At 60.8% G+C, this 13,362-nt stretch carries 8 protein-coding genes; all 8 read right to left on the bottom strand.

Annotation, left to right across the window (positions count from 1 at the left end; genetic code table 11):
- Window positions 1-88: 88 nt before the first annotated feature.
- The 8 genes from fusA to rplJ all read right to left on the bottom strand — a co-directional run bounded on the left by fusA (window position 89) and on the right by rplJ (window position 13,291).
- A complete protein-coding gene (gene fusA / locus HY17_RS08275) occupies window positions 89-2,212 on the bottom strand; it encodes an elongation factor G (RefSeq protein ID WP_034765691.1) in 2,124 nt (707 codons plus the stop codon).
- A gap of 90 nt (window positions 2,213-2,302) precedes the next feature.
- Complete coding sequence (rpsG, locus tag HY17_RS08270) at window positions 2,303-2,773, bottom strand: 30S ribosomal protein S7 (RefSeq protein ID WP_034765688.1); 471 nt, start codon at window positions 2,771-2,773, stop codon at window positions 2,303-2,305.
- A gap of 11 nt (window positions 2,774-2,784) precedes the next feature.
- Entirely contained in the window at window positions 2,785-3,156 is a 372-nt protein-coding gene (rpsL, locus tag HY17_RS08265; RefSeq protein ID WP_034765685.1) for a 30S ribosomal protein S12, read from the bottom strand.
- Between the two features lie 229 nt (window positions 3,157-3,385).
- On the bottom strand, window positions 3,386-3,592 hold the full coding sequence (locus tag HY17_RS08260; protein WP_034765680.1) for a hypothetical protein: 207 nt from the start codon (window positions 3,590-3,592) through the stop codon (window positions 3,386-3,388).
- A 92-nt stretch (window positions 3,593-3,684) separates the two neighbouring features.
- Entirely contained in the window at window positions 3,685-7,905 is a 4,221-nt protein-coding gene (gene rpoC, locus HY17_RS08255) for a DNA-directed RNA polymerase subunit beta' (RefSeq protein ID WP_034765677.1), read from the bottom strand.
- Window positions 7,906-8,033: 128 nt separating this feature from the next.
- Entirely contained in the window at window positions 8,034-12,182 is a 4,149-nt protein-coding gene (gene rpoB, locus HY17_RS08250; protein ID WP_034765674.1) for a DNA-directed RNA polymerase subunit beta, read from the bottom strand.
- 152 nt (window positions 12,183-12,334) lie between these two features.
- Complete coding sequence (rplL, locus tag HY17_RS08245) at window positions 12,335-12,718, bottom strand: 50S ribosomal protein L7/L12 (RefSeq protein WP_034765671.1); 384 nt, start codon at window positions 12,716-12,718, stop codon at window positions 12,335-12,337.
- A gap of 57 nt (window positions 12,719-12,775) precedes the next feature.
- Window positions 12,776-13,291, bottom strand: a complete 516-nt coding sequence (rplJ, locus tag HY17_RS08240) for a 50S ribosomal protein L10 (protein ID WP_034765668.1) — start codon at window positions 13,289-13,291, stop codon at window positions 12,776-12,778.
- Between the last annotated feature and the right edge of the window lie 71 nt (window positions 13,292-13,362).

Raw genomic sequence — 13,362 nt, 5'->3', positions numbered from 1 at the left:
ACGTGCGGCTTGTTACGCTCAAACTTTGCCTTGCCCATCGGGCCTCTCCTTCATTCAAACTGTTGGCCGGAACTCCGGCCGGATTTCCTTAAGAACCAGAAACTTCCGAAATGATCTTCTGAGCTTCCGCACGCGGAACCTCGTCATAGTGCGCGAAGATCATCGTGAACTGTGCCCGGCCCTGAGACATGCCGCGCAGGTCGGACACGTAACCGAACATGTTCACCAGCGGCACGAAGGCCTTGATCGCCACAGCATTACCACGCGGCTCGGAACCCTGGATCTGGCCACGGCGAGAGTTCAGGTCGCCGATGACATCGCCCATATAGTCTTCCGGTGTCACGACTTCCACATTCATGATCGGCTCCATCAGGCGCGGATCGCCCTGGCCTTTCAGTTCACGGAAGGCACCGCGGGACGCGATTTCGAACGCCAGCACGGACGAGTCGACATCGTGGAATGCACCATCGACCAGCGTGGCCTTGAAGTCGGTGACCGGGTAACCCGCCAGCAGGCCGTTTTCCTTGGCCATTTCGAGGCCCTTCTCGACGCCCGGAATGTATTCCTTCGGAACAGAACCACCCACGATCGTGCTTTCGAACACAAAGCCGGAACCGGCTTCCAGCGGCTCGAACTGCAGCTTGACGCGGGCGAACTGGCCCGTACCGCCGGACTGCTTTTTGTGCGTGTAGTCGATCTCTGCCGCGCGGCCGAGCTTCTCACGGTAAGCCACCTGCGGCTGACCGATGTTCGCTTCGACTTTGAATTCGCGCTTCAGACGGTCGATCAGGATGTCGAGGTGAAGCTCGCCCATGCCTTTCATGATCGTCTGGCCCGACTCGTGATCGGTTTCGACGCGGAAGGACGGGTCTTCGGCAGCGAGGCGCTGCAGACCGACCGACATCTTTTCCTGGTCAGCTTTCGATTTCGGCTCAACCGCGATCTCGATCACCGGATCCGGGAAGGTCATCGTTTCAAGCACGACCGGCTTGTTCGGATCACACACCGTGTCACCCGTGGTCGTTTCCTTCAGGCCGGCGAGCGCCACGATGTCGCCAGCATAGGCTTCCGTGATCTCGTCCTGCTTGTTGGAGTGCATCATGACCATCCGGCCGACGCGCTCGCGCTTGCCTTTGGTCGAGTTCATGAAGCTGTCGCCCTTCGACAGCGTACCGGAATAGATACGCGTGAAGGTGAGCGTGCCCATGTAAGGGTCGTTCATAATCTTGAATGCCAGCCCCGAGAACGGCTGTGCATCGTCAGCTTTACGCTCGATGTTACGAACTTCTTCCTCATCGCCCGGCAGGAAGCCCATGTAAGGCGGCACGTCGAGCGGACCCGGAAGGAAGTCGATCACAGCGTTCAGCATCGGCTGCACGCCTTTGTTCTTGAACGCTGAACCGCAGAGGACCGGCACGAAGGAGAGCGACAGCGTACCCTTACGGATCAGCTTGCGCAGCGTTTCGATGTCCGGCTCGTTGCCTTCGAGGTAGGCTTCCATCGCGTCGTCGTCCATTTCGACGGCGGTTTCGATGAGCTTGCCGCGCCACTCTTCGGCCTGGTCTTTCAGGCTGTCGCGGATTTCGCGCACTTCCCAGGTAGCACCAAGGTCTTCACCGGCCCACACCCATTCTTTCATGGTGATCAGGTCGACATGGCCTTCGAGCTCGTTTTCTGCACCGATCGGCAGCTGGATCGCAGCCGGCGTCGCACCGGTACGGTCCTTGATCATCTCAACGCAGTTGAAGAAGTCAGCGCCGATCTTGTCCATCTTGTTCACGAACACGATGCGCGGAACCTTGTAGCGATCCGCCTGGCGCCAGACGGTTTCGGTTTGCGGCTCGACGCCGGCGTTGGCGTCGAGAACGCAGACAGCGCCGTCGAGAACGGCCAGCGAACGCTCAACTTCGATGGTGAAGTCAACGTGTCCGGGGGTGTCGATGATGTTGAAGCGGAACTTCGGCGACTGCGCCGTGGAGCCGTCTTCTGTGCGTTCCCAGAAGGTCGTGGTCGCAGCCGAGGTGATCGTGATGCCCCGCTCCTGCTCCTGCTCCATCCAGTCCATCGTCGCGGCGCCGTCATGGACTTCGCCGATCTTGTGCGACTTACCGGTGTAGTAAAGGATACGCTCGGTCGTCGTGGTCTTGCCAGCATCGATGTGAGCCATGATGCCGAAGTTACGGTAGCGATCCAGCGGATATTCGCGGGCCATTTTGGTCAACCTTCGTGTTTGCTTTCCGGGTAGGAAAAGGGGCGATTTGCGGGCGCGTTACCCGTTATCGCCCCGGAATGCCAGTAGTGATTACCAGCGGTAGTGTGAGAACGCCTTGTTGGCGTCTGCCATGCGGTGCGTGTCTTCACGCTTTTTCACAGCGTTGCCGCGGCCTTGGCTTGCATCCATCAGCTCGCCGGCGAGGCGCTCGCGCATGGTGTTCTCGTTGCGGCCAGCAGCAGCGGCAGCGAGCCAGCGGATCGCCAGGGCCTGACGGCGCTCTGTGCGGACTTCGACCGGAACCTGATAGGTGGCACCACCCACGCGGCGCGAGCGGACTTCAACCGCAGGCGCAACCGATTCCAGCGCGCTGTGGAACACTTCCACGGGATCTTTCTTGGCACGGGATTCGACCAGGTCGAACGCACCATAGACGATGCGTTCGGCGACGGACTTTTTGCCGTCGCGCATGATCTGGTTCATGAACTTGGTGACGACGATGTCCTTGAATTTCGGATCCGGAAGGACTTCGCGTTTCTCGGCGCGGTGACGACGGGACATGAGCTGACCTCTTACTTCGGCTTCTTGGCGCCGTAATGCGAGCGGCGTTGCTTACGGTTTTTGACAGGCTGCGTGTCGAGCGCGCCGCGGACGATGTGGTAGCGCACACCCGGAAGGTCTTTCACACGGCCGCCACGGATCAGGACCACGGAGTGCTCCTGCAGGTTATGGCCTTCACCCGGGATGTAGCAGAGCGATTCAAACCCCGAAGTGAGGCGCACCTTGGCCACTTTCCGGAGCGCCGAGTTCGGCTTCTTCGGCGTGGTGGTGTAAACACGGGTGCAAACGCCGCGGCGCTGCGGGCAGGCCTTGAGGGCCGGGGTTTTGGTCCGCGAGCGCTTAGGCGAACGCGGCGAACGAATGAGCTGCTGGATCGTGGGCATTCGGGCCTTCTGTCTCTTTTAACTCTGGCCCGATGGGCCGCTAACGTAATCATGCCCCGAATGCCCCAAAGGGCTTCCGGGACGGGGCGAAAACTTGGGAGCCAGATTGGCCGGATCAGTTCAGATCCGGTGCGGCGAAGGGACTTTCATCCCGGGGCCTCTCTGACAATGCGTGGCGTGTAAGCCTACCGGAGGCCTGCGTCAAGGGTAGGAAGCTGTCCCGGAACAGCTAGTTTTCCGTTACGGGACGCTGGTTTTGGCGCCTCAGGCATTTTGCCCGTTCCGGCGAGGCCGGACCTGCCTCCCCTGCCGGGTCTGCGCTCAGGATTTCCTCGCACCGTGTGATCGCCCAACTATCCAGCGAAAGCCAGGCAATGAGGCCAAGCGCGAGCGCGGCACAGGCACTGCCGATCAGGTCAGACCGCTCAAGCTGCATTGGGCAAACGCCTCCTCCAGAAGCAAAAAAAGCCTGCCATTGCTGGCAGGCTTTTCCAGTTGGTTCAAGGGCTTGCGCCCGGACCTTCGAGCTTATTCCTCGACCGGGGCCTTGTCCGGAGCCGGCAGGCTGGTGAGCATCTCGGCCTCTTCCGCCGCCTTCTGGACAGCGGCAGCGCGCTTTGCCTTCAGCTTCTGGTCGCGGTCGGCAGCCACACGGCGATACGAACGGATGCCCGAACCGGTACCGGCCGGAATCAGGCGGCCGACGATGACGTTCTCCTTGAGGCCTTCCAGCGTATCCACCTTGCCCTGGATGGCAGCTTCGGTGAGGACGCGGGTCGTCTCCTGGAAGGATGCGGCCGAGATGAAGGAACGGGTCTGCAGCGAGGCCTTGGTGATACCAAGCAGAAGCGGCATGCCCTTGGCTTCCTGCTGATCCTTCTTGCGCGACTTGCGGACGGCTTCGTTGGCCTCTTCGAATTCGATGAGGTCGACGTGTTCGCCCGTGATCAGGCCGGTATCGCCCGGATCCGTCACTTCGATCTTCTGCAGCATCTGGCGAACGATCACCTCGATGTGCTTGTCGTTGATCGGCACGCCCTGCAGACGGTAGACCTTCTGCACTTCGTCGATCAGGTAGTTGGCGAGCGCCTCAACGCCCAGCGTCGACAGGATATCCTGCGGTGCCGGGTTACCATCCATCAGGTATTCACCACGCTTGATGAAGTCACCATCCTGAACGGCGAGGTGCTTGCCTTTCGGCACCAGGTAGTCGATCTGCTCGCGGCCCTCTTCCATCGGAACGATCGAGACGCGACGCTTGTTCTTGTAGTCGCGGCCATAGAGGACTTTGCCGTCCACTTCGGCGATGATCGCGTGATCCTTCGGACGGCGGGCTTCAAAGAGTTCAGCAACACGCGGCAGACCGCCGGTGATGTCTTTCGTCTTCGCACCACCGGTCGTGACACGGGCAAGGGTGTCGCCGGCCTCGATCGTGTCGCCATCGGCCACCGACAGGATGGCGCCCACGGAGAGAAGGTAAACTGCGTCCGAACCGTTCGGCAGTTTGACCGGGTTACCATCCTTGCCGACGATCTGGACCGACGGCTTGATGTCTGCCGACTTGGTCGCGGAACGCCAGTCGATGATGACACGCGAGGAGATACCCGTCGCTTCATCGGTTTCTTCACGCACCGACACGCCATCAATCACGTCGACGAGTTTCACTTCGCCTTTGACTTCCGACACGATCGGCTGGGCAAACGGATCCCAGTCTGCCAGCAGCGTGCCCGGCGTGACCTTCTCGGCATCCTTGATCATCAGGCGCGTACCATAGGCCGGACGGAAGGACTGGCGGGTACGGCCTTCGGCGTCGACGATCTCCACCTGCATGCGGCGGCCAACGACGACGATCGTCTTGTCCTTGCGGGTGACGAATTCGGCATCCTTGAACCGGACCGTACCTTCGAAGCTGGCTTCGACGGACGACTGGTCAGCCACCTGAGCCGCACCACCGATGTGGAACGTACGCATGGTGAGCTGGGTACCAGGCTCGCCAATGGACTGGGCTGCGATGACGCCGACCGCTTCGCCGCGGTTAACCGGGGTCCCGCGGGCCAGGTCGCGGCCGTAGCACTGGGCACAGATGCCGTTCTTGGTTTCGCAGGTCAGCGGCGAGCGAACCTTCACCACATCGACACCGGCTTTCTCGATCGTTTCGGCCAGCTCTTCGTCGATATAGGTGTTGGACACGGCAACCAGGTTGCCGTCGACGCTCTTCACATCCTCTGCCGTCACGCGGCCCAGGATACGTTCGCTGATCGACACCACGACATCGGCGCCTTCCATGACGGCCGAGATATCGATGCCCTTCTCGGTGCCGCAATCATCTTCGTTGATGATGCAGTCCTGAGCGACGTCGACGAGACGGCGGGTCAGGTAACCCGAGTTTGCCGTCTTCAGAGCCGTATCGGCCAGACCCTTACGGGCACCGTGCGTCGAGTTGAAGTATTCGAGAACGGTCAGGCCTTCCTTGAAGTTCGAGATGATCGGCGTCTCGATGATCTCGCCAGACGGCTTGGCCATCAGGCCGCGCATACCGGCGAGCTGCTTCATCTGGTTCTTCGAACCACGAGCACCGGAGTCGGCCATCATGAAGATCGAGTTGACCTGGGACTTACGAACACCCTTGGCCGCCTGGTTCTTCGAGGCAGCGTCCATCATGGCGTCTGCAACCTTGTCGGTACAGCTCGACCAGGCGTCGACCACCTTGTTGTACTTCTCGCCACGAGTGATGAGACCGTCTGCATACTGACGCTCGTATTCGGAGACCTGCTCCTTCGTCGCGTCGACCAGTTTCTGCTTCGCTTCCGGAATGACCATGTCATCCTTGCCGAAGGAAATACCGGCCTTGCAAGCTTCCTTGAAGCCGAGCTCCATCATCTTGTCACAGAAGATGACCGTCGCCTTCTGACCGCACAGACGATAGACCTCGTCGATGATCTTGCCGATCGTCTTCTTGGTCATCGTGGTGTTCACGAGGTCGGGCTGAATGCCTTTCATGCGCGGCAGGATATTCGCCACCATGAAACGGCCCGGCGTCGTATCGATGACCCAGCGGCGCGGATTACCTTCCTCGTCCACGCCTTCGTACATCGCCTTGATCTTCGAGTGCAGCGTGACGAAGCCGGAATCGAGCGCGTGCTCGATTTCTGCGAGTTCGGAGAACACCATGCCCTCACCTGCCTGCTCGTCACGGTCGAGCGACAAGTAGTAGAGGCCAAGGACGATGTCCTGCGACGGAACGATGATCGGCTTGCCGTTGGCCGGCGAGAGGATGTTGTTGGTCGACATCATCAGCACACGGGCTTCCAGCTGGGCCTCGAGGCTCAGCGGAACGTGCACCGCCATCTGGTCGCCGTCGAAGTCGGCGTTGAACGCCGCGCAGACCAGCGGGTGCAGCTGGATGGCCTTGCCTTCGATCAGCTTCGGCTCGAACGCCTGGATACCGAGACGGTGCAGCGTCGGCGCGCGGTTCAGGAGAACCGGGTGCTCGCGGATGACCTCATCCAGAATATCCCAGACTTCCGGCTTTTCTTTCTCGACCAGCTTCTTCGCCGCCTTCACCGTACCGGCGAGGCCTTTGGCGTCGAGACGGGCATAGATGAACGGCTTGAACAGTTCGAGCGCCATCTTTTTCGGCAGGCCGCATTCGTGCAGCTTGAGGCTCGGGCCAACCACGATGACCGAACGGCCGGAATAGTCGACGCGCTTACCGAGCAGGTTCTGACGGAAACGGCCCTGCTTGCCTTTCAGCATGTCGGAGATCGACTTCAGCGGACGCTTGTTGGTGCCCGTGATCGTACGGCCGCGGCGGCCGTTGTCGAACAGGGCATCGACAGATTCCTGCAGCATCCGCTTTTCGTTACGGATGATGATGTCCGGCGCACGAAGCTCCATCAGGCGCTTCAGGCGGTTGTTCCGGTTGATGACACGGCGATAGAGATCGTTGAGGTCCGACGTCGCGAAGCGGCCGCCGTCCAGCGGGACCAGCGGGCGCAGGTCCGGCGGGATCACCGGGATCACGGTCAGGATCATCCATTCCGGCTTGGCGCGGGACTGGAGGAAGGATTCGACCACTTTCAGGCGCTTGGAGACTTTCTTGGTCTTCAACTCTGAGGTGGACTCCTTGAGATCTTCGCGCAGGGTCTCTGCCAGCGTCGGCAGGTCCAGCGACATCAGGATCTCGCGGATGGCCTCAGCGCCGATCATGGCGGTGAAGGCGTCCTCACCCAGATTGTCCTGGGCGTCCATGTACTCCTCTTCCGTCAGGAGCTGTTTCGGCTCCAGTTCGGTGAGGCCCGGCTCAATGACAATATAGCTTTCGAAGTAGAGCACGCGCTCCACGTCTTTCAGCGCCATATCCAGCAGAGCGGCAATCCGGGACGGCAGCGACTTCAGGAACCAGATGTGGGCAACCGGGGCAGCCAGATCGATATGGCCCATGCGCTCGCGGCGCACGCGGGCCAGGGTGACTTCCACACCGCACTTCTCGCAGGTGATGCCGCGATACTTGATGCGCTTGTATTTACCGCAAAGGCATTCGTAGTCCTTCTGCGGGCCGAAGATGCGCGAGCAGAACAGGCCGTCGCGTTCCGGCTTGAAGGTACGATAGTTGATGGTTTCGGGCTTCTTGATTTCGCCCGAGGACCACGACCGGATCTTTTCCGGGCTCGCAATCGAGATGCGGATAGCCTCGAAAGTCGGGGCCGGTGTGTTGGGGTTGAAGATGCTGGCGACGTCCTGGCGCATTTAGGTCTGCTCCTTGGGTGGGCTTTTTTCGGGGACTGGAGGGCCCCTGCCCTGGGTAAAATCTCGTTCGGATCGGAAGGTCCCGCCAGGCCGGTTGCCCGGCGGGGTCTTCCAGTCAGGTCTTCACGCTACTCGGCGGGCACCGTTTCGCTGTCTGCGGCCGGCTCGTCCTCGCTGGTACCGCCGCCCTCTTCGATCAGCTCGACATTGAGGCCCAGCGAACGCATCTCCTTGACGAGCACGTTGAACGATTCCGGGATACCGGCCTCGAACGTGTCGTCGCCGCGGACGATGGCCTCGTAGACCTTCGCACGGCCGGCCGTGTCGTCGGACTTCACGGTCAGCATTTCCTGCAGCGTATAGGCGGCGCCGTAAGCTTCCAGAGCCCAGACTTCCATCTCGCCGAAGCGCTGGCCACCGAACTGGGCCTTGCCGCCCAGCGGCTGCTGCGTGACGAGCGAGTACGGACCGGTCGAACGGGCGTGGATCTTCTCGTCCACCAGGTGGTGGAGCTTGAGCAGATACTTGTAGCCCACGGTAACCGGACGCGAGAACGCCTGGCCAGTACGGCCGTCGAACAGACGAACCTGCCCGGACGAGTCGAGACCGGCACGCTCCAGCAGCTCGTTGATGTCGCCTTCGCGGGCACCATCGAAGACCGGCGTCGCGATCGGCACGCCATTACGCAGGTTGCCAGCGAGCTCGATGATATCGCTATCGCTTTCCGGCAATTCCTGGCCTTTGCCATATGCCGTTTCCAGCGCCGCTTTCAGCGCCTTCACGTCATTGTTCTGGTGGAACTCATCGACAGCATTGTCGATAATCCGGCCCAGACCGCGGCAGGCCCAGCCTGTATGCGTCTCGAGGATCTGACCGACGTTCATACGCGACGGAACACCCAGCGGGTTAAGCACGATGTCGACCGGCGTACCATCTTCCAGGAACGGCATGTCTTCCAGCGGGTTGATCTTGGAGATCACCCCCTTGTTGCCGTGACGGCCGGCCATCTTGTCGCCCGGCTGAAGCTTGCGCTTCACGGCCAGGAAGACCTTCACGACCTTCATCACGCCCGGAGGCAGATCGTCGCCGCGCTGGACCTTCTCGACCTTGTCGTTGAAGCGGGCATCGAGCTCGCGCATCGAGGAGTCGAATTGCTCCTGCATCGCGTCGAGTTCGGACTGCGCCTTCTCGGACTTCAGGGCAACGTCCCACCACTGCTTGTGGGTGAGTTCAGCCAGGGCATCCGCAGTGATGCGGCCCGGCTTGAAGCCTTTGGGGCCTGCAGCGGCTTCCTTGCCGACCAGGAATTCCTCGAGGCGGCCATAGATGTTCCGCTCAAGGATGGCCTGTTCGTCTTCCTTGTCTTCCTGCAGCTTCTCGATCTGCTCACGCTCGATCTGAAGGGCACGCTGGTCCTTGTCGATGCCGTGGCGGTTGAAGATGCGGACATCGACGACCGTACCGGCGTCGCCCGGAGGCACGCGCAGCGAGGTGTCGCGAACATCGGAAGCCTTCTCGCCGAAGATGGCCCGGAGAAGCTTCTCTTCCGGCGTCATCGGGCTTTCGCCCTTCGGCGTGACCTTGCCGACTAGGATGTCACCAGCCTTCACTTCGGCACCCACAGCCACGATGCCGGCTTCGTCGAGGTTACGCAGGGCTTCCTCACCGACGTTCGGGATGTCGCGGGTGATCTCTTCCGGGCCGAGCTTCGTGTCGCGGGCGGCGACTTCGAATTCCTCGATGTGGATCGAGGTGAAGACATCGTCACGCACGATGCGCTCGGAGATCAGGATGGAGTCTTCGAAGTTGTAGCCATTCCACGGCATGAACGCGACGAGCACGTTCCGGCCCAGCGCCAGTTCGCCAAGATCCGTGGACGGACCGTCAGCGATGATATCGCCCTTAACAACCACATCCCCCACCTTCACGATCGGGCGCTGGTTGATGCACGAGTTCTGGTTCGAACGGCGGAACTTGGCCAGACGGTAGATATCGACACCGGACTTGCCCTGGTCGATCTCGTCCGTTGCGCGGACCACGATGCGCAGCGCGTCGACCTGCTCGACCACCCCTGCCCGGCGGGCAACGATCGCAGCGCGGGAGTCGCGAGCCACAACCGCTTCCATGCCGGTGCCGACGAACGGCGCTTCCGATTTCACGAGCGGCACAGCCTGACGTTGCATGTTCGAGCCCATCAGGGCGCGGTTGGCGTCGTCGTTTTCGAGGTATGGGATCAGCGCCGCAGCGACCGAGACGACCTGCTTCGGAGAGACGTCCATGAACTGGATGTCTTCCTTCGGCACCATGGTCGCTTCGCCGGCAACGCGGGCGTTGACGAATTCATTTGCCAGTTCGCCATTCTCGTTCACTTCGGCGTTGGCCTGAGCAATCGAGTAGATGCTCTCCTCCATGGCCGAAAGATACACAACCTCGTCGGTCTGCTTGCCTTTGACCACTTTGCGGTACGGGCTCTCGATGAAGCCGTACTTGTTCACGCGGGCATGGGTGGCCAGCGAGTTGATGAGACCGATGTTCGGGCCTTCCGGCGTTTCAATCGGGCAGATACGGCCATAGTGGGTCGGGTGCACGTCGCGCACCTCGAAGCCGGCACGCTCGCGGGTCAGACCGCCCGGACCAAGCGCCGACAGACGGCGCTTGTGGGTGATCTCGGAGAGCGGGTTGGTCTGGTCCATGAACTGCGACAGCTGCGAGGAGCCGAAGAATTCACGCACCGCGGCCACAACCGGCTTCGCGTTGATCAGGTCATGCGGCATGACCGTGTCGATATCGACCGAGCCCATACGCTCCTTGATCGCACGCTCCATGCGCACGAGGCCGATGCGGTAGTTGTTTTCCATCAGCTCGCCGACCGAACGGACGCGGCGATTGCCGAGGTTGTCGATGTCGTCGACTTCGCCCTTGCCATCCTTCAGGTCGAGGATGACCTTCATGACGCCGATGATGTCGTCATGGCGCAGGACGCGCATGTCGTCGGCTGCGGCTTCATAGCCCTGCACAGCAACGCCAAGGCGCATGTTCATCTTCACACGGCCGACGGCCGAGAGATCATAGCGCTCCGGATCGAAGAAGAGCTGGCCGAAAAGAGCGTCTGCGGCTTCCTGGGTCGGCGGCTCGCCGGGACGCATGACGCGGTAGATGTCCGACAGGGCTTCGAAACGGGTTTCGTTCTTGTCAGCTTTCAGCGTGTTGCGCAGCCACGGGCCACGGCCCGAGCTGTCGATATCGAGGACTTCGATCGACTTGAGACCGTATTCGCGCATTTCGGCGATGATCTCGTCTTCCAGCACGTCGCCGGCTTCACCGAAGATCTCACCGGTTTCGAGGTTCACCACATCGCGGGCCAGGAACTTGCCGACCAGCGCTTCGGACGGAACGAGGATCTCGTCCGTGCCGCCTTCAGCGATGCGGCGGGCCTTGAGGGCCGTGATCTTCTTGCCAGCCTCGGCGATCACCTTCTTGGACTTGGCATCGACCAGGTCGAATTCCGGCTTCACGCCTTTCCAGGCGTCAGCGCGGAAGCCGGTGATCCAGCCCTTCTTGTCCATCCTGTAGATGGAGTGGGTGTAGAACAGGTCGAGGATCTGCTCGGTGTCATAGCCGAGCGCATAGAGCATCGTTGTCGCCGGCAGCTTGCGCTTGCGGTCGATGCGGATGTTCAGGATGTCTTTCGCGTCGAACTCGAAGTCGAGCCACGAACCGCGGTAAGGAATGATGCGGGCCGCAAACAGCAGCTTGCCGGAGGCATGGGTCTTGCCCTTATCGTGGTCAAAGAACACGCCCGGCGAACGGTGCATCTGGGAGACGATCACACGCTCGGTGCCGTTGACGACGAACGTCCCCTTCTCGGTCATCAGCGGGATGTCGCCGAGGTAGCATTCCTGCTCCTTGACTTCCTTGACCGAGCGGGCGCCGGTGTCTTCATCGACATCGAAGACCACGAGCTGCAAACGGACCTTCAGGGGGGCCTGGAAGGTCAAGTCGCGCTGCATGCACTCTTCAACGTCGAACTTCGGCTGTTCGAATTCGTAGGAGACATATTCGAGCGTCGCGCGCTCGGAAAAGTCGGTGATCGGGAACACGGACTTGAAAACACCGCCCAGGCCATCATCCGTACGCTCTTGCGTCGGCGTGTGCATCTGAAGGAAGTGCTCGTAGGACTCGCGCTGAACCTCGATCAGGTTTGGCATTTCGATGGCTTCGGGAATGCGCCCGAAGGATTTGCGGATACGTTTCTTTTCCGTGAAGGAGAGTGCCATCCCAGGATCCCAATTTTATCGCCGCAGCCACCCTGGCCGCGACCTTATCGCCAGAACGCGAGTTCGCGGCGGCCCCAAAAGGAACCGCCGCGCAGGTCTCTGAAAGGATGGCGCCTCGCGCGAACGCCACCCGAATGTGAAGCGGCCGGAGCTTACTTGAGCTCGACTTTGGCGCCAGCTGCTTCGAACTTCTTCTTGATCTCTTCGGCTTCTGCCTTCGGAGCACCTTCCTTGATCGGCTTCGGTGCGCCTTCCACGAGTTCCTTGGCCTCTTTCAGGCCGAGAGCTGGAACGACTTCGCGGACGAGTTTGATGACTTCGATTTTCTTGCCACCAGCTTCTGTCAGGATGACGTCGAATTCGTCTTTCTCTTCAGCAGCGGCTGCACCGCCAGCATCGCCACCGGCGACGGCTGCGACTGCGACCGGAGCAGCAGCGGAAACGCCCCACTTCTCTTCGAGAAGCTTTGCGAGTTCAGCGGCTTCGAGCACGGTGAGGGCCGAGAGGTCTTCGGCAATTTTTTCAAGGTCTGCCATTTTGGTAATTCCTGTTTGGTTCGGTTGATTGGGTCTTCAGTTTCCGGAAACGATGGCTCAGGCTGCGTCTTTGTTGGCGTAGGCCGATACCACACGAGCGAGTTGGCCAGCCGGGGCCTGCAGGACGCCTGCAACTTTCGTTGCCGGAGCCTGGATGAGGCCGATGAGCTTGCCACGAAGCTGGTCGAGCGACGGGAGTTTCGCCAGAGCTTCGACACCTTTGGCGTCGAGGACCTGGTCGCCCATCACTGCACCGATGATCACGAGCTTCGAATTTTCCTTCGAAAACTCGTCGGTCGCTTTTGCGGCCGACACCGGGTCAGATGAAAAGGCGATAGCAACCGGGCCCTGGAACATGTCCTTGGCTTCGTCGCCGCCCTTACCGTCAAGCGCGATCTGCGCCAGGGTATTCTTGACCACCTTCAGCTGCGCACCGTCCTTGCGGAGCATGCCACGCAGCTTCGTCATTTCCGCAACAGACAGACCGGTATAGTGGGTCACGACGACCGCACCGGACTCTTCGAAAACCCCTTTCAGGGATTCCAGAGCCGCAGTTTTTCCAGCTTTATCCATAGCGGGTCTCCATTGAGGCGCCCGGACCATCCGGCCGCCCTGGTAATCGCCTTCTGGCCGGTTGGCCTTCC

Origin of the sequence: Hyphomonas sp. CY54-11-8, assembly GCF_000682735.1 — a bacterium.
In the GTDB taxonomy this organism is placed as follows: domain Bacteria; phylum Pseudomonadota; class Alphaproteobacteria; order Caulobacterales; family Hyphomonadaceae; genus Hyphomonas.
This window is presented reverse-complemented; position numbering and strand designations above follow the sequence as displayed.